Consider the following 23089-nt stretch of genomic DNA (forward strand, 5'->3'; position numbering starts at 1 on the left):
TTTGTTGTATGGTATTTGATGATTATGCTATAGTGAATATTATTTTGGGGATGGACTCATGATGAAAGCTTTTACATGATTTCCGCTTTTAATGCGTGTTCTCGAATAACGGAACAGGAATACTTGAATTTTTCTAACTCATCGGGTGTTAATTGCAGTTCTAAGATATCTTCGATGCCATCCTTCCCGATGATGGCCGGTGTAGAGGCGAAAATACCGGATTCTCCGTACTGTCCATTGAGATAACAGGAGCAAGGCAAGACCTTTTTTTCATCGTGAAAAATGGATCGGATAAGTTCCGTTGTAGCACTGGCGATGCCGAACTCTGTAGAACCTTTACCGGCCAGCACATGATAACCGCCGATTTTTACATCGTTTAACACCTGCGTGTGGTCAAGTTCAGGGAAGCGGTGAGGTAATTCTTTTTGCAATTGCGTTAACGGCTTGCCCTGGATACATATGTGGGACCAAGGTATCATGGCGCTGGTACCATGTTCGCCGAGGCAATAGGCCGTAATGGAACGATGGCTTATGTGAAAGTGTTGACTTAATTCTTTTTGTAAGCGTGCTGAATCAAGTGCCGTACCGGATGAAATGATGCGATTCGAATCCCAGTTTAAATGTTTTTGTAAATAGGTTGCGACCACATCGGCCGGATTTGAAATGGAAATGATGAATCCCTTAAAGCCTGATGCTTTAATGCGGGGAATGGCATCTTTTAGGACTTCCACCGTTTCCCCTAACGTTTCCAATCTATCTTGTGATATGTTTGGTAAAGGACCTGCACTGAAGATAAGAATATCGCAGTCTCCGCAGTTTTCGATAGGACCTGCCGTAGCTGTTACGTGATGCGGAATATAACTGACCGCATCGTTAATATCCATAGCTTGCGCCTGTGCTTTCTTTTCATCGATATCCATCATGTATAATACATCTGCCTCACCCTGTAATGCGAGGGAAAATGCTACATGCGATCCTACGTGACCGGTGCCGATGATGCCGACTTTTCGTAATTTCATGATTACCTCCTATCATTAATTATCTATTAAGGTTGATAAGTATACTGTTATTATATACCTCTCTAAAAATATAAGAGAAATTTTATTTTAATGGGTCATATTATAGTTAAAATGATAGAAAGAAGGGACTGTACTTGTGCAGCGACTTTGCGCAGGATGGAGCAAACAAGTATAGTCCCTTCCCTTTGGTTCCCATTAAATATACGAAATGAAAATTTTATAAAAATCGGGTTAGATAGTATGACATATTTAATCAGTTCTATGATATAATTTAAGAATGTCAGTATACAGTTGATGAATATTTGGGGGGACATTTATGAATCAGCATACAACGGAAATACAAAGACCGAAGGAACCGCGTAAACGGGTTCGCCCTAATCGCAGAGAACAGGATCAGCGTATTGCCCTTATGTGGATCAAGCGAATCGGAATAGGGCTTATGGTTTTGCTATTGTTAGGGCAAGCCTATCGCTTGGTGGCTGTATATCAAGAAAAACAACATATAGAACAACAGTTAGAAGAACTAAAGCAGCGAAATGATGAATTAGAACAGGAAAAGGCTAAGTTACAAGATCCGAAGACCATAGAAGGGGTGGCTCGAGAGGAGTTAGGACTGGTTAAACCTGGTGAAGTACCATATGTGAAATGATTTGTACTTTCACGGACAAAGTTATATTCGCAACGGTTTGTAGTTTGAAGTTTCCGCATTATTTTAGGAGGTTGCATGGCAATCGAAGTTGGTAACATTATTGATGGTACAGTATCGGGTATTACGAAATTCGGAGTGTTTGTTGATTTAGGCGAAAAACAAACGGGTTTAGTACATATTTCTGAGGTGGCGCATGGTTATGTAGAGGATATCAACACGGTGTTGAAGGTTGAGGATCCTGTGAAAGTTAAGGTTTTATCCGTTGAAGGTAATAAGATCGGTCTTTCTATTCGTCAGACGCAGCCAAAGGAAGTTGCTCGTGAAGAGCGTCCGCGTCGCGTTCAGAATAAACAAAGCGCAGAGGCGTTTGAGGCTAAAATGAAAATGTTTTTACGTGACAGTAATGAACGTTTGCATGATTTGAAGCGAAATACAGAAGGAAAACGCGGAGGCCGTGGCGGTCGTCGAGATTGAGTTAAGGGATGGCTTCGAGCCATCTCTTTATTTATGTACTCGTAAATATTGGTGCAGGAGGGCATATGAAATCGGCAATTGTAGATATCGGTTCTAATTCGATACGTTTGTTATTGGCGGAATTTGACGGAACTATATGGCACTTTGAACCGAAGCAGCTATGGACGACACGGCTGGGACAGCGTAATGCGGACGGAACCTTGCGGGCAGAATCGATAGAGGCTTCGTATAAGGCTTTTAAGGAGATACATAACCTGATTCAAGTGTATGGAGCACAGTATTGCTGTGGCTTCGCCACCAGTGCCGTGCGCGAAGCGCCTAATGGAATGGATTTTATGAATGCCGTTTCCGATTATTGCCCAATGGAGCGGCGCATATTAAGTGGTGATGAAGAGGCCGTATATGGTTTTAAAGGGGCCTTGGGTGAACAGCTGCAGGATGGTCGTCACTACGCCACTATCGATATTGGTGGAGGCAGTACCGAAATTGCTGTAGGGAATATAGGCGGTGTCTATTGGAGCCGTTCCTATCCGGTAGGGGCGGTGCGTTTACAGGCCGTATCTGATGAAGGACCACAACGGGTATGGGAGGAAACACGTTTTTTGTGGGATCCGATGATGATTGAAGGCCAGTTTGGAGAGTTTGTCGGTATCGGAGGCACGTTGACGACATTGGCGGCAATTGACCTGGGGTTGGATGTATATGATGGCAGACGTGTACAGGGTCATAAATTGAGTCGTGAAACTGTAGAGGGACTTATCATGCAACTTCGCTATATGAGTCGTGATGAGCGTTTACAGGTGATCGGATTACCTGCGGGGCGCGCCGATATTATCGTGGCCGGTGCTGAAATTTTAACATCCTTTATGGATGCGTATGAAGTGCCGCATGTAATTGTGAGTGATCAGGATGGTATGGAGGCGATGGCTCGTGAATGTGAAGCAGCTCATTCGAACCGTTAATTTCACATTAAAACAGAATGGTTTATTTCCTGAATATAGCCGTATATTGGTCGCCTGTTCGGGCGGGCCCGATTCGATGGCATTGCTTCATCTGTTATTGGATGTTGCGGCGCATCGTCATACGCAGTGGCATATCGGGGTGGCCGTTATGGATCATCAGATTCGCCGTGAAAGCAAGGCTGAGGTGCTGTGGCTGCAGGATCGGGTGAAAGCCTTGAATCTGGACTTTTACAGCGTGGCTGTTGATGTACCGGCTCTTAGTATGGAGCGGAAGATTTCTGTAGAAACTGCGGGACGTGACATACGCTATGAATGGCTTACGGAGTTAGCTCGAGCTAAGGGATATGATTATATTGCGGTGGCTCATCATAAAAATGACCAGGCTGAATCAATTTTGGCTCATCTCATTCGAGGCTCGGGTATGAACGGTTTACAGGGGATGTCCGTTATTAGTCATAGCTATACAATACCTGTTGTAAGACCGTTACTTGAGGTGAAGAAAGCGGCGCTGCTGGCGTATTTAGAGGAACGTCATATTTTTTATTGTATCGATCGTACTAACGACGATATAGAGTATCAACGCAATCGAATTCGTCATCGTATCATTCCGGAATTGGAAAAAATAAATCCTGCGGTTATAGACTCCCTTGGGCGGATGGGCCGCTCTGTAACGGAGGATATGGAGTTCCTGCAACAGATGGCGCAAGAGGCTTTTAACACATTGATCTCAGTAGATGACCGAAGCTGCACCGTTTCCCGTCGTCGATTGCGTCAACAGCCGAGGGCATTACAGCGAAGGCTGTGGCAGATGATGGTACAGGTAGTCGATAATCGTTTAATATTGAGTTTTGCTCATCAGACGCAGTTGTCGGATATAGTACAGACGGGAGAAGTGAAAACTTTCACTATTGCACATATTATTATTGAGGCCCGATGTGATACAATAAAAGTGTATAGCAAACATTAGATATAGATCGTGGAGGTCATATATGCATCAGGATGTAAAAGAGATTTTGTATACCCAGGAGCAATTGGCTGCGCGCGTTACCGAATTGGGGCGCGATATCAGTCGCGATTACAAGGGCGAATCTGTGGTGCTCGTCGGAGTTTTAAAGGGGGCTATCGTATTTTTTACGGATTTGGCCCGTGCTATAGATGATACGGTGAATGTGAGTTTTGATTTTATTTCTTGCTCCAGTTATGGCAATAGTACTACAAGTACCGGCGTCATAAGAATTTTGAAGGATTTGGATCGTTCCGTGGAAGGTAAGCACGTGCTCGTCGTCGAGGATATTGTGGATACCGGCACGACGTTGCATTACTTGCTGGATAATCTGCGTGCCCGCGGGGCTAAAAGTGTGTGCTTGGCAGCGTTACTAAATAAACCGGACCGTCGAAAGATGGATGTGCATGTCGATTATGTGGGATTTGTGATTCCCGACTATTTCGTCGTCGGATATGGACTGGATTTTGCCGAACGATATCGCCATTTACCATATATAGGTATTTTGAAGGAAGAAATGTATCAAGATTAAGAAGTATGGTATAATATATGAGTGCATCTCGTCATGAGGTGTACTCAATTCGTTTATAAACTAAATTGTTATTGAAAGGGGTAATCTCTTGGGTCGATTTACAAAAAATATCGTCCTTTATTTACTGATCATTGCCGCTTTTGTTATCGCTATTGATGCTTTTTCTGGTCAAAGCGCGAATAAATCTGAACTCAGTTATACGGGATTTATTCAACAAGTACAGCAGAAAAAGGTTGAGTCCGTAACGATTACGAATGATCATGGTATTAAAGGCAAATTAAAGAATGGAACAGAATTTAATTCTTATGCGCCTAGTGATGAAACGCTAATCAAAACATTACAAGATAATGGAGTGGAAATTACAGCTGCTCCGCCGGAACAACCGGCATGGTGGATGAGCTTGTTAGGATCCGCTATTCCTATTATTATTTTGGTGGTACTTTTCTTCTTCATTATGCAACAAACCCAAGGCGGCGGCGGCCGAGTGATGAACTTCGGTAAAAGCCGTGCAAAATTAATGGGTGAAGGTAATGTAAAGGTTAATTTTAAAGATGTAGCCGGCGCAGAGGAAGCTAAACAGGAATTGGAAGAAGTGGTGGAGTTCCTCAAGGATCCCGGCAAGTTTACCGCTATCGGCGCGAAGATTCCAAAAGGGGTTTTACTTGCAGGACCTCCGGGTACCGGTAAAACTTTGCTTGCTAAAGCCGTAGCCGGAGAGGCGGGGGTACCGTTCTTCACTATTTCCGGTTCCGACTTCGTAGAGATGTTTGTCGGTGTCGGTGCATCCCGTGTACGCGATTTGTTTACACAGGCGAAGAAAAATGCACCATGCATCATCTTTATCGATGAAATTGATGCGGTAGGCCGTCAGCGTGGGGCAGGTCTTGGTGGCGGTCATGATGAACGCGAACAAACCTTGAATCAGCTGCTCGTTGAAATGGATGGATTTAGTGCCAATGAAGGCATTATTACCATTGCGGCGACAAACCGCCCGGATATTCTCGATCCCGCATTATTACGTCCCGGTCGTTTCGATCGTCAGGTTGTTGTAGGTCGTCCGGATTTGCGTGGTCGTGAAGCAATTTTAAAAGTTCATGCCCGCAATAAGCCGTTGGCTGATGATGTGGATTTAAAAACGATTGCGAAGAAAACACCGGGCTTTACGGGTGCGGACTTGAGTAATTTATTGAACGAAGCAGCCCTTTTGGCGGCTCGTCTCAATAAAAAAATCATTTCCATGGCGGAAGTAGAAGAAGCCAGCGAAAAGGTCAGCATGGGTCCTGAACGCCGCAGCCATATCGTGAGTGAAAAAGATCGCAAATTGACGGCGTACCATGAATCCGGGCATGCTATTGTGGCGCATTTGTTGCCTCATGCGGATCCGGTTCACAAGGTAACGATTATTCCACGCGGTGCTGCCGGTGGCTATACGATGATGTTACCTACAGAGGAACAGAATTATAAAACAAAATCTCAATTGTTGGCGGATATTCGCGTGGCTCTCGGCGGTCGTATCGCGGAGGCGTTGGTTCTCGATGAAATCAGTACAGGCGCATCCGGCGATCTTCAAAGCGTTACGAACACGGCTCGTGCCATGGTAACACGTTGGGGCATGAGCGATGCGTTGGGACCAATCGTATTCGGCGAACAGCAGGAACAGGTGTTCCTAGGGAAAAATCTCGGCCATGAACGTAATTATAGCGAAGAGATTGCCGCTAAAATCGATGAAGAAATTCATCGTATTGTAGAGGAAGCGTATAAAGATGTTACAAAGCTTCTCAGCGACAATTTGGACTTCCTTCACAATATGGCGAAGGCTTTATTGGAAGAGGAAACCATTGATGCGAAAGCGGTGGAAAATCTTTATAAATACGGTACAACGAAAGCTCCTGATGCGGCTGAGCCTAAAAGTGCATTGGAAGCAGCGGGAATTATCGTGCCGGAAACGATTGACAATCCTGTGGATAACGCAGTTGGTACTGAAACTTCTCATCCTTCAGAAGAAATTAATCATGCTGCTTCTACCGATGAAGATGAAACTAAATAATTACAGTAGTTCATAACCATTGGTATGAACACAAAAAGAGCAGGTCTCCATGAGAGTCCTGCTTTTTCTGCTATATGGATATTAGCATTATCTAATCTGCTATATAGATAATGCTAATTATGATTTTTAAATCTTTTGTGCCATATGTCATTTATTGGCCGTCGTGTACATGCCGTGTCGCCATGAGTTCCGCAATTCGACGCTCTTTGATATTTTTTAGATATTTCTGAGCCAATACATTCGGTATGGCTACGCCTACCGCAATTCCGATAATTGTGAGGACTCCCGTAATGCCGTTTTGCATCATGTGAACAAGGCCCGCTTCATTGAGGCTGTTGATATGTAGAATATCGAATACGAAGCGATATAATAGGATTCCGGGCATCAGAGCGATGGCTGACGGAACGATGATGACTGTACTCGATGTTTTTATCCATGTAGATACTTTTACAAAAATAATACTCATGACAGCGGCGCCTACAAAGGTTGCACCGGGCGTGGAGAATCCGAAATCAACCAGCAGCAGATTGCGGACGGACACACAAAGAATACCGCCGATACCGATGTATCCGAGCAGGCGTGTCGGTGCATTAAAGAGAACCGCAAATGCAGAGGCCGCCGTGAAAGCACCGATAATCTGTGTAAGGGAGATGACATGCGGTTTGATGTCGACGAAATTAAAGGCCGGAACGGGACTGAAATAAAGCGCCATGGCCATGCCGAGTGTCATGCTTCCTACGATAAGCAGTGTTCGAATGGCACGTGTCACACCGGATAATATATGGTTGTTGATTATGTCGATGACAAAGTTGATAAGTGGAACACCGGGAATCATGAAGAGCGTGCAGCATACGAGGACATATAGCAATGAGCCCAGTTCGATATGTGTATAAAAAGCGTACGCCGATACCATGGCGGTAAAAGCGCCTACGGAAATACCGACGTATTCATTACAGCCGATACGCGTGGATAAGGTGCGTGTAAAATATCCGATAAACGAGCAGATGATAGTGACGATAAAGGCAATCCAGTCGCCGCTGTATAAGAAGGCGAGACCTGCCGATCCTAAACCGCACGCGAGGCCCTTTATCCAGTTCGGATAAGCCGGTATGGTAAATTCCAATTTTGATATGAGATGCTCGTACGTTGTGAGTGAATAATGGCGTTCGAAGGCTCGCCAGGTTAATTTTGAAACGGCGTTGATCATAGCCATGTTCGGTATATGAACGGGCGTTTTGCGAAAAACCGTAATGGATCGTTCTTTATGGAGCAAATTTACCATTAAGGTCGTATAGGAAATGTGTATATTCAAGTAATCGTGAGGAATCCCCATAAATGTGGCGGCCTTTAACATTTCTTCGGTAATGCGGTTTGTATCTGCCCCACACTCCATGAGCAGCTTCCCCACGTGGAGCAGCACATCTAATTTACGATGTATATGAACAAAGGGGTTCTCCAGCACTGTGTTTTTTTCTTCTAATGTAAACTGTTGCATAATAGTTTCTCTCCCGTAGATATGTAGATATATTGTTATTGAAAGTACATCATATAATCGAATGGTTAACATTTATATCCCGTAAATTTTTGATATATGTATTATACCACTTTCAGAATATAGAGTGTCTTGATTCAAAATAATTCTTGCATTTTCAGAGACGCGCTTGTAAAATCGAATTGTAAACCCAGGTTAACAAAGAAAGGGGCTCTAACCATGCGTGATGAAGTGCTAGAATTCTTGAGACAAAACCAAGGTGGCTTCGTATCGGGACAGGATATGTCGGATGCATGTCACGTATCTCGTACTGCAATTTGGAAACATATCAAAGCATTGCGTCAAAAAGGCTATAAAATAGAATCTTATACCAAGAGGGGGTATCGATTATTGGAGGAACCTGATTTGTTGAGTCCATTGGCAATGAAACAGATTTTAGATACCGATGTGTTTGGCAAGCGGTATGTTTATATGGATACGACGGAATCCACGAATTTAGAGGCTCGCCGTTTAGCTCAGCAAGGGGCAGAAGAAGGGACTGTCGTGGTTACGGAAGAACAGGTGGCTGGGCGAGGTCGTTTGTCCCGCGGGTGGTATTCGCCATTCGGTAAAGGCTTGTGGTTCAGTATTATTCTGCGACCTGATTTTGCACCTGCGGATGCGCCTAAATGTACTTTGATGGCGGCGGTAGCCCTTACAAAGGCATTTCACAAGATGGGGCTTGTCGATGCGGGCATAAAATGGCCGAATGATATTCTCGTGAATGGTCGTAAATTGGTAGGTATTTTGACGGAAATGTCCGGATCCATGGAAGAAGTTTCTCATATCATCATGGGCATCGGGGTCAATGTAAAGACGAAACAGGAAGAATTGCCTGAAGAATTAAAACATATTGCTACGTCCTTATTGATGGAAGGTGTTGACATTGAAAGGACGGAGGCTTTCAAAATTATACTGGAATCATTGGAGCATCAGTACTATGAAATTCTCGATAACGGTTTTGAGGATACCCTTAATGAATGGCGTCAGCTCTCTGTCACATTGGGGGCGGATATAGAAGTACGGGCGCCGGGAAATACCTATGAAGGTGTGGCGACGGATATTGATGAAGACGGTAATTTATTAGTTAGAACCCCTGACGGGACCATTAAACGCATTGTGGCCGGAGACGTGTCTATACGCTCACGCCAATAGAGGAGGATTCATGTTATTAGTTATTGATGTGGGGAACACCAATATTGTACTGGGTGTATATGACAAGAAAGAACTTGTCGGCCATTGGCGTATTTCTACGGATCGGGTGCGTACCACCGATGAATATGGCATGTTGATGATGAACCTGTTTTTTCATGATCGCAAGGTCAATGTGAAAGATATAAAGGATATTATTATTTCTTCCGTTGTACCGCCGTTAATGCCTACACTGGAACGTGTATGTCTTCGCTATTTCAATGTGAATCCGATTATCGTAGGACCCGGCACGAAAACGGGCATTGCCATAAAATATGATAATCCTCGTGAAGTAGGAGCGGACCGTATCGTGAATGCGGTGGCTGCTTATGATAAATACAAAGGTGATTTGATTATTATTGATTTCGGTACGGCGACTACCTATTGTGCCGTCCGAGGTAATGGTGATTATATTGGTGGTGTCATCAGTCCCGGCGTGACCATTTCTGCGGAAGCTCTTTTTCAACGGGCCGCTAAGTTGCCGCGCATCGAGGTCAAGGATCCGGGCCAGGTTATATGCCGAAATACCGTATCATCGATGCAATCCGGTATGTTTTACGGTTATGTAGGTCAAGTAGAGGGCCTTGTGACTCGTATGAAAGCGGAAATGGGAGGACCCGTGACCGTAGTTGCCACCGGCGGTTTGGCACAGCTTATCAGCAGCGCTACCGATTGTATCGACCATGTAGAGCCTATGTTGACGCTGGAAGGGTTACGTCTTATTTACGAACGAAATAAATAATGCTACTATAATAGAGTTATAAATTATTACAAAGTAGTGTACATTCGGGTACAGCCTATGCTGTACCCTTTTTATTAGGTGATATATATGGATACAAAACGATGGTATATAGGCTCCGTTTTGATTGACGGACAGGCCATACTGGCACCCATGGCGGGTGTTAGCGATATCGCGTACCGGCTTTTGGCGAAAGAGCACGGGGCGGCTTTAGTGTGTACCGAAATGGTGAGCGCTATGGGAATTAAATATAAAAATGAACGAACACATGAATTATTGCGTATTGAAGAGGCGGAGCGACCTGTGTCGATGCAGATTTTTGGATCCGACCCTGCAGCTATTGCTTTAGGGGCAAAGGTTGTCGCCGATGCAGGTGCGGATATTGTGGATATCAACATGGGCTGCCCCGTAAAAAAGGTGGTTACATCCGGTGACGGTTCAGCTCTCATGAAACATCCGGATTTGGCAGCGCGTGTGGCTGAGGCGGCTGTCAAAGCTGTTGATGTACCGGTGACAGTGAAAATGCGGATCGGCTGGGACCACGATCATATTAATGTTGTAGATTTTGCTAAGCGCATTGAATCTACCGGCGTAGCAGCCATCGCTGTTCATGGGCGTACAAAGGAACAGATGTACAGCGGTCAAGCGGACTGGTCGTATATTAAAGCTGTTAAAGAGACCGTATCTATTCCTGTTATAGGTAATGGAGATATCGTTGAGCCGGAGGATGCGAAGCGTATGCTTGATGAGACAGGCTGTGATGCGGTGATGATAGGACGTGGTGCGCAGGGCAATCCGTGGATCTTTGATCGCATTCATCAGTACTTAGCCACCGGTGAAGTCGTATCTGCACCGTCCGCATTGGAGCGCCTCGATATGTTGATGAAACATTTCCGATTATTATGTGAATATAAGGGTGAACACTTGGCTGTGCGAGAAATCCGAACACATGCGGGCTGGTATCTGAAAGGCTTACCTGAATCCGCCTATTGGCGCAATCGGGTGAATACGATTCATACGGTAACGAGCTTTCAGAAAGAGCTGGAAACATACCGTTCCATCCTGGCCGAAGTTAAGGCGCATTGACAAATGTATAGTATTTTTATATAATGATTGAGAAAATTTACAAACAAAGGATAAGGTGTCATCTTATTGTGACACTTTTTCTTATTATTTATACGTAGAAAGTGTGGGGTATCCATGGCAGACGTAAAAGAAACATTACTTACCGCCGAAGGTTTAAAGAAATTAGAAGAAGAATTATCGTATTATAAATCTGTGCGCCGTATCGAAGTATCTGAACGCATCAAAACAGCTATTGAATACGGCGATATCAGTGAAAACTCCGAATATGACGATGCGAAAAATGAACAAGCTTTCATCGAAGGTCATATTGTGGAATTAGAAAATAAAATCAATACTGCGAAAATCATCGATGAATCCGTCAAGGGTGATGTAGTATCTGTAGGTAGCAAGGTTACCGTATTGGATACGATGTATAACGATGAGTTGGAATACGTTATTGTGGGCTCTTCCGAGGCGGATCCTTTTAATAATCGTATTTCCAATGAATCCCCTGTAGGCAAATCTATTTTGGGCAAACGCAAAGGTGATGAAGTAGAGGTGTCCACACCGGACGGTCCTGTGACTTTCAAAGTATTAGCAATCCAATAATTTACGGTTCACAACGAAGAGGCGATAAGATGAGTGAAGAAATTAAAAATACCCAAGAAGAATTAAATGATCAAATGCAAATTCGCCGCGATAAATTGGCTGAGTATGAAGCTGATGGCATCTATCCGTTCGGTCAACGTTTTATTGTCAAAGATCATGCACAAGATATTAAGGATGATTTCTTGAATTACGATGATCAACCTGTAGTGATTGCAGGTCGTTTGATGACTATGCGTTCCCATGGTAAAACGGCATTTGCGAATATCCGTGATTTGTCGGGTGATATTCAGGTATACTTCCGTAAGGATGTTTTGGGTGAAGATAATTACAAATATGTAAAAATGCTTGATATCGGTGATATCGTGGGGATTGAAGGTCATGTATTCAGAACTCATATGGGGGAAATTACCGTTAAAGTTGATAAATTGACCTTATTGTCCAAATCGTTGCGTCCATTGCCTGAAAAATGGCACGGCTTAAAGGATACGGAATTACGTTATCGTCAACGCTATGTTGATCTGATCGTAAATCCCGAAGTTCGTGATACATTTGTAAAACGTACTAAAATCGTAGCGAAGGTTCGTGAGTATTTGAACAATCAGCACTTCATGGAAGTGGAAACTCCTATGATGCATGCTATTCCTGGCGGTGCCGCTGCTCGTCCGTTCATTACGCATCATAATGCTCTTGATATTGATATTTATATGCGCATTTCTCCGGAATTGTACTTAAAACGCCTTATCGTAGGTGGGTTGGAACGCGTTTATGAAATCAACCGCTCCTTCCGTAATGAAGGTATCGATAATCGCCATAATCCGGAATTTACAATGATGGAATCATATCAGGCATACGGCAATTATGAAGACGTAATCCGTTTGACAGAAAATATCGTATCGTACTGTGCAAAAGAAGTATTGGGTACGACCAAGATTACTTATCAAGGTACTGAAATTGATTTGACTCCACCTTGGAATCGTATCACGATGCAAGAAGGTATCAAAAAGTATACAGGTGAGGATTTCGATGCCGTTGAAACATTGGAAGAAGCTCGTGCCATTGCAGATCGTTTGAATGTTGAGTATGGTTCGGGTGACGGTATCGGTAAGATCATGAATGCTTGTTTTGAAGAGTATGTAGAAGAAAACTTGATTCAGCCTACATTCGTATACGGTCATCCGAAGGAAATTTCTCCGTTGGCTAAGTTGAATCGTGAAAAACCGTTGACTACTGAACGCTTTGAAGCGTTTATCTATGGCCGTGAACTGGCAAACGGTTTCTCCGAGTTGAATGACCCTATTGATCAGAAAGAACGTTTCGAAGCTCAATTGAAGGAACGTGAAGCCGGTGATGATGAAGCTCATCGTATGGATAATGATTATGTAACGGCGTTGGAATATGGTTTACCTCCAACTGCAGGTCTCGGTATCGGTATCGACCGTCTAGTTATGTTCTTGACAGATTCCGCATCTATCCGTGATGTATTATTGTTCCCGTTGATGAAACCGGAAGTTCAACAGCAAACTGAATCTGAAGAAGATTAATTCTAAAGCTCACTACCGTGTATGGTGGTGAGCTTTTTGCTGTTTAGCATATAAAAAAATCGGTATAAAGCCCGTATCAAATACTTTGATACGGGCTTTTATCAACTCTTATAATGTTGATTAATAAATATATGCAGTGTGATTAGATATACAATATAAAAATGGTGTACGGATTATCTATGATTACATTATGATATACATAAAAAATTTTGATTTACTTTGTGATGAAATAAAAGAACATGGATATATAGTATTTATCGTTGATTTTCCAATATTATAGAGATATATGTGATTAAATTTACACATACCTGTAATAGTATAGATTATACATTTAAATCATGCACAATGTATAATTATGATATATGTGTATAATTAAACACTTTTAAATGAAAAATTCAGATGTTAAGATAGAAATATAGATACGTGAATTACCTTTAAAACAAGGAGGTGTATTTAGTAAAGGTGAATTCATTAATAAATTTTATAAATCAACCCTATGTGTAAGTTATATTCTTTAAATTATCGTTGTTAACATAATTTAGGAGGAAACACATCATGAAACATTTAAAAATTGCTTTCTCTCATAAGGCGCAATTCTACTTCGGTTCTATGGAAGGGCGTACAAATGTGGAGCTTAGTCAAACTGATTTTACCGATGTGGGGGCCATCGTCATTAGCGAGTCCGATACAGATGTACTTGAAAATGAGTTGGTACAATCCTTTGGTATACCGGTTTTCTTGGTTGTGTTTGATAAGTCTGTAGATATTTCTCCTTTTATCGGTAAGGTGGAACGTGTTATCGACGGATCAACTACAAATTTTGATTTATATAAACGACAGATTGAAGCGGCTGCTGCAAAATATGAAGCATCTATGTTACCGCCATTCTTCCAGGCCTTGGCAAATTACGTAGAGGACGGTAATTCTCAATTTGACTGCCCGGGGCATCAAGGGGGGCAATTCTTCTGCAAGCATCCTGCAGGACGTGCTTTCTATGATTTCTTCGGAGAAAATGTATTCCGCGCCGATCTTTGTAATGCGGACGTTAAGTTAGGTGATCTTCTGATTCATGAAGGTTCCGCAGTTGAGGCTCAGCAACATGCTGCACAGGTTTATAATGCGGACAAAACATATTTTGTACTGAACGGGACATCATCTTCCAATAAGGTCGTGTTAAATGCATTACTTACTCCTGGGGACATTGTTTTATATGATCGCAATAATCATAAATCGATTTGTCACGGGGCGCTCGTCATGTCCGGCGCAACACCTGTATATCTTGAAACGGCACGTAATCCGTTCGGGTCCATCGGTGGTATCTTAGAACATTGCTTTGATGAAAAATATATTCGCAAGCTGATTGCTGAAAAAGATCCTAAGAAAGCAAAGGCAAAGCGGCCTATCCGGTTGGCGGTTATTCAATTGGGAACGTATGACGGAACCATTTATAATGCGCGTCAGGTAGTCGATAAAATCGGACATCTCTGTGATTATATCTTCTTTGATTCCGCTTGGGTCGGCTATGAACAGTTTATTCCTATGATGAAAGACTGCAGCCCGTTGCTTTTGGAACTTGGTCCTGATGATCCCGGTATCCTGGTATCTCAATCCGTTCATAAGCAGCAGGCGGGCTTCTCACAGACATCTCAGATTCATAAGAAGGATAAGCATATTAAGGGGCAAGACCGCTATGTAAATCATAAACGTTTGAATAATGCGTTCATGATGCATGCCTCTACATCACCGTTCTATCCGTTGTTTGCAGCCCTTGACGTAAATGCAAAAATGCATGAAGGCGAAGCGGGTAAAAAATTATGGATTGAATGTGTGGAAACGGTTATTGAAGCTCGTAAAGCCGTATTGAAACACTGTAAATATCTACGTCCTTTAGTACCACCGGTTGTACATGGTAAAAAGTGGGAAGACGGCGACACAAAGAAAATGGCACAGGATGTGGATTACTTCGCATTTGAACCGGATGCGAAATGGCATTCCTTTAAAGGCTATGGCAAAGGTCAATATTTTATAGATCCTTGTAAATTTCAATTGATTACACCGGGTATTAATGTGGAAACGGGTGAATACGAAGATTTCGGTATCCATGCCAATATTCTTGCAAACTACTTGCGTGAAAACGGAATTATTCCTGAAAAATGTGATTTGAATACCATTCTGTTCTTGATGACACCGGCGGAAACAAAGACGAAGATGGACGATTTAGTGGCGCAACTTGTCCGATTTGAACAATTGATTGAAGCTGATGCACCTATGCAAGATGTATTGCCGTCCATTTATTACAGCCACTTGGATAAATACAAGGGATATCACATTCGTCAGCTATGTCAGGAAATGCATGACTTCTATAAAGACCGGAATGTAAGTATCTTGCAACAACGATTGTTCTTATATGATTACTTCCCGGAATATGTTATGAATCCTCAGGAAGCCAATTTTGAATTCCAGCGCGGCAAAGGTGAACTTGTACCGTTGAGCGAAGCGGAAGGACGCATCGCTCTTGAAGGTGCGCTTCCTTATCCTCCAGGGGTATTGTGCGTACAACCGGGCGAACGTTGGTCAAAAACTGCTTGCGATTACTTCTTGGCGTTGGAAGAAGGCATTAACAAATTACCTGGATTTGCTCCGGAAATTCAGGGCGTATACATTACGAAACAGCCGGATGGGACGAAGAAAGCATTCGGTTATGTGTTGAAAAAAGAATTTGAAAAATAATTCCTCTGTGTACCGTCGGGGGTTTTCCGGCGGTACAATACACAAGATAAAAGGAGGTAACTATGAGTACAGGCAAAAATAAGATGTCCGTATTGCAGCTTACAATTTTGACCGCTGTAAATATGATGGGCTCAGGTATTATCATGCTGCCTACAAAATTGGCGCAGGTAGGATCATTGTCAATCGTATCATGGCTGATTACAGCTGTAGGTTCCATGTGTTTGGCCTATGCTTTTGCAAAGTGCGGTATGTATAGTCGTAAAGGCGGCGGTATGGGCGGTTATGCCGAATATTCCTTTGGCAAGGCGGGGAACTTCATGGCGAATTATACGTATGGCGTGTCTCTTTTAATTGCCAATATTGCTATCGCTATTTCAGCCGTAGGTTATGCGGCGACCTTTGCAGATGTTACGTTGACTCCGTTGTTGACCGGTATTTATACAATTGTCACATTGTGGTTGGCGACGACGTTGAATTTCGGTGGTGCCAGTATCACGGGACGTGTATCCAGCTTTACGGTATGGGGTGTTATTGCACCGGTTATCGTAATCAGTACAGTCGGTTGGGCTTATTTCTCAACAGATATGTATGTGGCGAACTGGAATGTTAATAATATGCCGTTCGGCGAAGCGGCAACTAATTCCATCGCCATGACTTTATGGGCATTTCTTGGCCTTGAGTCCGCCTGTGCAAATGCGGATGCCGTAGATAATCCCGAAAAGAATGTACCGAAAGCAGTTCTCGGCGGTACATTAGGGGTTGCAGTTATTTATATCGTATCCACCAATATGATCTTTGGTATTGTTCCTGCAAATGAACTCGTTAACAGTAATGCACCGTTTGGTTTGGCCTTTGCATCCATGTTTAACGGTGTAGCCGGTAAAATCGTTATGGGCCTTATGGTTATGTCGTGTTTCGGATCTTTACTCGGATGGCAGTTCACCATTGCCAATGTATTTAAAGGTGCTGCGGACGAAGGATATTTTCCTAAATTATTCAGCAAGATTACATCTAAAGATGCACCTGTAGTTGGTATGGTAACGATTACAATCATTCAATCCTTCCTCAGCTTGATGACAATCAGTCCATCTTTGAGTGAACAGTTTGAAACGCTCGTTAATTTAGCGGTTGTAACGAATATCATTCCATACCTCTTGTCGATGGGGGCTATCATCGTGTTGATGAAAGCTGCGGGCCGCAGTGGCGGCGAATTGAAGGGGACAACCTTTATCGCTTTCATTGGCTCCATTTATAGCTTATATGCGCTATATGCATCCGGTCTTGAAGCAATGACATATGGTGCCATTGTAACCTTTGCGGGCTGGACCTTGTACGGCTTTGTATCGGACCGATTTGATTTGGAACGAAATCTCGGGAAATAGTCTTTATACGATGCGCCTCCTGAGGGAGGCGCATTGTTAGGATGTTTATTTATTATTTATTATTGACAGTATATAAAAATAATTTTATACTTAAACCAAGATATATTTTGTTCGGTACATATTTTATATAATTGATATATATAATTTCATAGTAAGACTATACCTTGTATACCCTTGACATGATGGGTCAAGGCTTTCTAGCGGGAACCGATATTCACGACTACAAGAGCTATTTTGTGATGCTCTTGTAGTCGTTTTTATTTATTTTCTTCTCTTTAAGTTAGGAGGTAAGTAAGATGAATTCGATGTCGAATGAGAGTGTAAGACACGGACAGGACCGGGGCTGGCTTGATAAATTTTTCAAGCTGTCTCAGCATGGTACGAATGTGCGTACCGAGATTTTTGCGGGCATAACTATGTTCATCGCTTCCGTATATATTTTAGCGGTTATACCGAATTTGCTGGTTGCATCCGGTATGCCTCATGAAAGTACGGTTGCGGCAGTTATTTTGACGACCGCATTTACGACAATTTTAATCGGTTTAGTAGCGAACGTTCCGGTTATCGTCGCTCCGGGACTAGGACTTAGCGCATTCTTCGCCTATACCATATGCGGATCGATGGGACTGACCTGGCAGACCGCACTAGGTGCCGTATTTATTTCCGGTGCTGTCTTTATTGTTTTGACAGTAACGCGTATTTTGAATCTTATCATTGACGGTATTCCCAAGGTACTTAAAACATCTATCGGTGTCGGTATAGGTCTCTTTATTGCTTTTATCGGATTTAAAAATGCTCATATTATCGTAGCGGATAAGGCCACATTTGTAACACTTGGCAATATGCAGGATCCTGCGGTATTGTTGACATTGGCCGGTTTGCTCATCACCAGTGTGCTCTTAGCCAAGCAGGTGAGGGGCGGTTTGTTGTTGGGGATGATTATCACGACTGTTGCGGCCATGATTTTCGGTTATACAAAGGTCCCTGAAACTAGTACGGATGTTTTTAACTTGGTGCCGCCATTTCCTGTGGATACATTTGCTCAATTGGATGTGATGAGTGCTATTAAATATGGATTCTTGTCGATTATTTTCTCTATTACAATCGTAGATATGTTTGATAACATCGGTACGCTTATCGGTGTCACGCGAAAAGCGAATCTCGTTGATGCGGACGGTAAATTTAAACGGCTAAACCATGCATTACTATGTACATCTATAGGTGCCGCGGCCGGTGCAATCATCGGTACGTCTACGGTAACTTCCTATATTGAAAGTGCGGCCGCTGTTGCCGATGGTGGACGTACGGGTCTTACGGCATGCGTAACGGGTATATTATATTTAATCGCTCTGTTTTTTGCGCCATTATTCTTATTGGTACCCGCTCAAGCAACAGCTCCGGTACTCGTTATCGTAGGTGTATTTATGATGAGTGAAGTGACGCATATCGACTTCGGTGATTTTACGGAAGCGTTGCCTGCTTTTTTAACGATTCTTCTTATGCCGCTTACCTTCAGTATTGCGCAAGGTTTATCTTTCGGTTTTATCTCTTATACATTGGTGAAACTTATTACAGGACGTTGTAAGGAAATCCATCCTGTTATGTATGTAATGACCATTGCTTTCATCATACATTTTGCTATATAAGCTGTGAGAGTCAGGATTGTTATATGTGTTTTTATTGTTGAGAGAGTAACATCGAGCAATTATAGTTCATTGTAGTTGACGTACGTATATTACGGTTAAGCGGTATTGTTGAAAAGAGGAGATTATTCGATGAATTCCGTTTATATAGTAAAAGGTAATATTATTTATACATCACGACCAGCGGAGTTTTCAGTGATTCCAAACGGTTATGTAATTATTCGTGACGGTCGTATCGCGTATTGTGGTGAAAGTATTCCCTCCGAATTTGAGTCGTATCCGGTTGAGGACTACGGAGATAATTTAATTATTCCCGGATTTGTCGATACCCATGCCCATGCGCCTCAATTTTGCAATCGAGGCCTTGGCATGGATAAAGAATTGCTGCCTTGGCTTGAAACGTATACATTTCCGGAGGAGGCGAAGTTTTCGGATTTAGACTACGCAAAGACGGTATATAGCGCTTTTGTTAATGAATTATGGCGTTACGGTACAACGCGCAGTATTTTATTTGGCACTATTCATAAAGAAAGCACATTGCTATTGATGAAACTGCTTTCAAAAGCCGGTTTATCCGCTTTTGTAGGCAAGGTTAATATGGATCGGAACAGTCCGGATTATCTGATTGAGGATACGGACCAGTCTTTACATGATACAAGAGTATGGCTTGAAGAGGCTCAACAATTCGGACCGCTCGTGCGACCTATTATAACACCTCGCTTTGTGCCATCCTGTACGAGCCGCCTGATGAGTGGACTCGGAGATTTAGCGGTGGAGTATAATGTGCCAATTCAATCTCATTTATCTGAAAATCATGGTGAGATTGACTGGGTTCATTCACTTCATCCGGATTCCTCCAGTTATACGGATGTATACTGTGAACATCGTCTGATGGGTACAGTGCCGACGGTCATGGCTCATTGTATTCATCTGAGCGATGAAGAAATGGAGCGGATGCATGAAACGAAGACGATGGTGGCACACTGCCCGTACTCTAACGTGAATTTGTCCAGCGGCATTGCACCTATACGAAAATTGTTGAATCATGGTATTTCCATTGCATTAGGCTCAGACATTTCAGGAGGCCATGACATCAGTATGGCCAAGGTTTTGACCGAAGCCGTGGGTTTGTCAAAGATGAAGTGGGCCGAGGTGGATGCCAGCTATGCATCGCTTACATTATCGGAAGCTTTCTATATGGCGACTAAGGGGGGCGGACAATTCTTTGGTGACGTAGGTAGCTTTGAAACCGGCTATGAATTTGATGCTCTTGTTATCGATGATCATGAATTGTTTGATCCGAATGAACGGAGTATAGAGGAACGTCTGGAACGGTGGCTATATATAGGCGATGATCGCCATATTGTTGGGAGATATGTAGCCGGTAAATTGTTAGATGAGCCGCCAATGGCTATGTAGCTATCATATAATAGAATAGAAGTTCATATGTTAGTGATTATTGAAGGTCCACCGTGCATAAGGTATACGGTGGGCTTTTTGTAATATATTTTATACACTTCGATGATTAGTGTATAATAAAGATGTATATAAGTCAGAAAGGAGTGTGCTCAATGGATATATTAGGGGCAAGGCGCTCCATTGAACAGAAACTGCTGATGCAATCCGTAGGGCTTATGGCTTTGGTGGCTGTGAGCGGTACGATAATGGGGATTGTGACCGGGTCGAGTGCGGTCTTATTAGATGGTGTATTCTCCTTTGTCGATGTAGTTATTAAGATTATGATGCTCATGACGGCCAAATTAGTGGCTCGTGAGACGAGTAAGCGCTTTCAGTTCGGATATTGGCAATTTGAACCTCTCGTACTCGCGGTGGAAGGTTTTTTTATTTTGCTTATCGTGCTGTACGCATTATCCAGCGGTATCACGGATCTGTTAAGCGGAGGACGTCACGTAGATTTCGGACCTGCTATTTATTATGCCATATTCTTTACTGTTGCAGACACCGCGTACTATCTATATGTTCGACGCATCAATAAGAGTTTGCAGTCAAACTTGATCAAGTTTGATAACGTAAGCTGGTATGTAGACGCACTGTTGGAAGCCGCTATTCTGATCAGTTTCGTCGTAGCAACGATGCTGGAAGGAACGGAATACGGAAAATGGGCCGCTTATATTGACCCGATTGTATTGATTGTACTCGCAGTACAGATGATTCCATCCGCCATTCATATTATCGTTCCGTCCACTAAACAAATTTTGGGCTGGGCGCCGTCATCCTTGCATGATGAGGTGCAGGAAATTATGGAACGATTTATGAAAAAATATGATTTCAAGGATTATGTGACAAGCGTACAGGCGTACGGTAATTCCAGAATCATCGAAATTGATATTCTGGTTCGCAAGAACTTCCCGTACCAAACCATTGCCGAGCTTGATGCGATTCGCAATGAAATCGATGCGGAAATCGGCGGAAATCCGACGGAAAAATGGGTGACCATTTCTTTCACGGGCACACGCAAGTGGATGGCGAAAGATTATCTGCTCGACGAAGATGATGACGATTAGACATCTGTATGAATGCGCGTCGATGTATAAATCTTTGCTGAGCTGAATAGATGTATAAATATAGGCTGTTAATGATAAATACAATAATATATGGTATACTTAAACGTATTGAATACACTTTGTACGTAACATAGTTGGAGAAAGAGGTTTATAGTATGTTAGATTTAAAATTTGTTCGTGAACATCTCGATTTGGTGCAACAAAATTTGGACAATCGCCATACGAAGGGCGATTTAGAAACCTTTGTATCCGCTTATGATGAACGTCGTCAATTGATTGGTAAGGTGGAGGAATTAAAGGCTCTACGTAATTCCGTAACAGAGGAAATCAGTCAATTGAAACGCAATAAAGAAAATGCTGATGATAAAATCGCCGAAATGAAAAAGGTAGGCGATGATATTGCGGAACTCGATAACCGTATTCGCGAGGTGGAAACCAGCTTACGTGATGCTGCCTTGATGTTGCCGAATATGTGTGATGAGTCCGTTCCTGTCGGTGCCGATGAGGATGAAAATGTAGAGCAGCGTAAATGGGGCGAACCGCGTCAATTCGATTTTGACGTACAGGCTCATTGGGATTTAGGTGAAAACCTCGATATTCTTGATTTCAATCGCGCCGGCAAGATGAGCGGTGCTCGTTTTACCGTGTATAAAGGTTTGGGGGCCCGCTTAGAGCGCGCGCTTATCAACTTTATGGTCGACCTTCACGTAGATAAGCACGGTTATACGGAAATGATGACACCGTATATGGTGACGCGCGAAACGTTGACCGGAACGGGTCAGCTGCCTAAATTCGCGGAAGATATGTACCATGTAGAGGATACGGAATATTTCTTGATTCCTACGTCAGAGGTAACACTGACGAATTATCATGGCGGCGAGATTCTGAATGAAGATGAGTTGCCGAAATATTATACCGCTTTCACTGCATGTTTCCGCGCCGAAGCCGGTTCTGCCGGTCGCGATACGCGGGGGCTTATCCGTCAGCATCAGTTCAATAAGGTGGAAATGGTGAAGTTGGCGAAACCTGAGGATTCTTTTAAGGAACTGGAAACATTGACGGATAATGCCGAAGAAGTGTTGCGCTTGTTGGAATTACCGTTCCGCGTTATCACCCTTTGTACGGGTGACATCGGATTCGGTTCCGCTAAGACCTATGATGTTGAAGTATGGATGCCTGCACAAGGTAAGTATAGAGAAATCTCTTCCTGCTCCAATATGACCGATTTCCAAGCTCGTCGTGCGAATATCAAGTTCCGTCGCGGACCTAAAGGAAAACCTGAATTCGTTCACACCTTGAACGGATCCGGACTTGCTGTAGGCCGTACGGTGGCCGCCATTTTGGAAAATTATCAACAGGCGGACGGTTCCGTTGTAATTCCTAAGGTTCTTGTTCCGTATATGGGCGGCGTTGAAGTGATTGCGCCGGTGAAGTAAGAGGGGGCTCC

General features: G+C 43.1%; 19 protein-coding genes and 1 riboswitch. Of the genes, 17 read left to right on the top strand and 2 right to left on the bottom strand.

What is annotated here, in order from left to right:
• Nucleotides 1–71: 71 nt before the first annotated feature.
• The gene (locus tag CKV62_RS02545) at nt 72–1019 is read right to left on the bottom strand and encodes an L-lactate dehydrogenase (RefSeq protein ID WP_095065474.1); all 948 of its coding nucleotides are present in this window, start codon (nt 1017–1019) and stop codon (nt 72–74) included.
• A gap of 316 nt (nt 1020–1335) precedes the next feature.
• Between CKV62_RS02545 and CKV62_RS02550 the strand changes: the two genes are divergently transcribed.
• The 6 genes from CKV62_RS02550 (at nt 1336) to ftsH (ending at nt 6686) form a co-directional block, all read left to right on the top strand.
• Nucleotides 1336–1668, top strand: coding sequence for an FtsB family cell division protein (locus CKV62_RS02550; RefSeq protein WP_038117092.1), 333 nt, complete (start codon nt 1336–1338; stop codon nt 1666–1668).
• A gap of 75 nt (nt 1669–1743) precedes the next feature.
• Nucleotides 1744–2142 carry a S1 RNA-binding domain-containing protein gene (locus CKV62_RS02555; RefSeq protein ID WP_095065476.1) on the top strand — a complete coding sequence of 133 codons (399 nt, stop codon included), beginning with the start codon at nt 1744–1746 and terminating at the stop codon, nt 2140–2142.
• A gap of 65 nt (nt 2143–2207) precedes the next feature.
• Nucleotides 2208–3104, top strand: a complete 897-nt coding sequence (locus CKV62_RS02560; protein WP_095065478.1) for a Ppx/GppA phosphatase family protein — start codon at nt 2208–2210, stop codon at nt 3102–3104.
• Nucleotides 3073–4071: a tRNA lysidine(34) synthetase TilS gene (tilS, locus tag CKV62_RS02565; protein ID WP_095065480.1), complete on the top strand. Its 999-nt coding sequence runs from the start codon at nt 3073–3075 to the stop codon at nt 4069–4071. Before CKV62_RS02560 ends, tilS begins: the two co-directional genes overlap by 32 nt.
• Before the next feature lie 22 nt (nt 4072–4093).
• Entirely contained in the window at nt 4094–4639 is a 546-nt protein-coding gene (gene hpt, locus CKV62_RS02570; protein WP_095065482.1) for a hypoxanthine phosphoribosyltransferase, read from the top strand.
• An 88-nt stretch (nt 4640–4727) separates the two neighbouring features.
• Entirely contained in the window at nt 4728–6686 is a 1959-nt protein-coding gene (gene ftsH, locus CKV62_RS02575) for an ATP-dependent zinc metalloprotease FtsH (protein WP_269456720.1), read from the top strand.
• 151 nt (nt 6687–6837) lie between these two features.
• Here the strand turns inward: ftsH and CKV62_RS02580 are convergent, their stop codons facing one another.
• Nucleotides 6838–8181 carry a threonine/serine exporter family protein gene (locus CKV62_RS02580; RefSeq protein WP_095065484.1) on the bottom strand — a complete coding sequence of 448 codons (1344 nt, stop codon included), beginning with the start codon at nt 8179–8181 and terminating at the stop codon, nt 6838–6840.
• A 216-nt stretch (nt 8182–8397) separates the two neighbouring features.
• On the opposite strand from CKV62_RS02580, the gene CKV62_RS02585 reads away from it, so the two are divergent.
• The 11 genes from CKV62_RS02585 (at nt 8398) to serS (ending at nt 23078) form a co-directional block, all read left to right on the top strand.
• Nucleotides 8398–9372: a biotin--[acetyl-CoA-carboxylase] ligase gene (locus CKV62_RS02585; RefSeq protein WP_095065486.1), complete on the top strand. Its 975-nt coding sequence runs from the start codon at nt 8398–8400 to the stop codon at nt 9370–9372.
• A 10-nt stretch (nt 9373–9382) separates the two neighbouring features.
• On the top strand, nt 9383–10150 hold the full coding sequence (locus tag CKV62_RS02590; RefSeq protein WP_095065488.1) for a type III pantothenate kinase: 768 nt from the start codon (nt 9383–9385) through the stop codon (nt 10148–10150).
• A gap of 87 nt (nt 10151–10237) precedes the next feature.
• On the top strand, nt 10238–11233 hold the full coding sequence (gene dusB / locus CKV62_RS02595) for a tRNA dihydrouridine synthase DusB (RefSeq protein WP_095065490.1): 996 nt from the start codon (nt 10238–10240) through the stop codon (nt 11231–11233).
• A 114-nt stretch (nt 11234–11347) separates the two neighbouring features.
• A complete protein-coding gene (gene greA / locus CKV62_RS02600) occupies nt 11348–11821 on the top strand; it encodes a transcription elongation factor GreA (RefSeq protein ID WP_038117070.1) in 474 nt (157 codons plus the stop codon).
• A gap of 29 nt (nt 11822–11850) precedes the next feature.
• Nucleotides 11851–13362, top strand: a complete 1512-nt coding sequence (lysS, locus tag CKV62_RS02605; RefSeq protein WP_095065492.1) for a lysine--tRNA ligase — start codon at nt 11851–11853, stop codon at nt 13360–13362.
• A 555-nt stretch (nt 13363–13917) separates the two neighbouring features.
• Entirely contained in the window at nt 13918–16092 is a 2175-nt protein-coding gene (gene speF, locus CKV62_RS02610; protein WP_095065494.1) for an ornithine decarboxylase SpeF, read from the top strand.
• A 62-nt stretch (nt 16093–16154) separates the two neighbouring features.
• Nucleotides 16155–17474: a putrescine-ornithine antiporter gene (gene potE / locus CKV62_RS02615; RefSeq protein ID WP_095065496.1), complete on the top strand. Its 1320-nt coding sequence runs from the start codon at nt 16155–16157 to the stop codon at nt 17472–17474.
• 144 nt (nt 17475–17618) lie between these two features.
• Nucleotides 17619–17717, top strand: a riboswitch (purine riboswitch).
• A 53-nt stretch (nt 17718–17770) separates the two neighbouring features.
• The gene (locus tag CKV62_RS02620; RefSeq protein ID WP_095065498.1) at nt 17771–19120 is read left to right on the top strand and encodes an NCS2 family permease; all 1350 of its coding nucleotides are present in this window, start codon (nt 17771–17773) and stop codon (nt 19118–19120) included.
• Between the two features lie 129 nt (nt 19121–19249).
• The gene (guaD, locus tag CKV62_RS02625; protein WP_095065500.1) at nt 19250–20536 is read left to right on the top strand and encodes a guanine deaminase; all 1287 of its coding nucleotides are present in this window, start codon (nt 19250–19252) and stop codon (nt 20534–20536) included.
• A 152-nt stretch (nt 20537–20688) separates the two neighbouring features.
• On the top strand, nt 20689–21642 hold the full coding sequence (locus tag CKV62_RS02630) for a cation diffusion facilitator family transporter (protein ID WP_095065502.1): 954 nt from the start codon (nt 20689–20691) through the stop codon (nt 21640–21642).
• A 155-nt stretch (nt 21643–21797) separates the two neighbouring features.
• Complete coding sequence (gene serS / locus CKV62_RS02635) at nt 21798–23078, top strand: serine--tRNA ligase (protein WP_095065504.1); 1281 nt, start codon at nt 21798–21800, stop codon at nt 23076–23078.
• Nucleotides 23079–23089 lie beyond the last annotated feature (11 nt).

The sequence above is a fragment of the Veillonella rodentium genome (assembly GCF_900187285.1).
GTDB classification, from domain to species: domain Bacteria; phylum Bacillota; class Negativicutes; order Veillonellales; family Veillonellaceae; genus Veillonella; species Veillonella rodentium.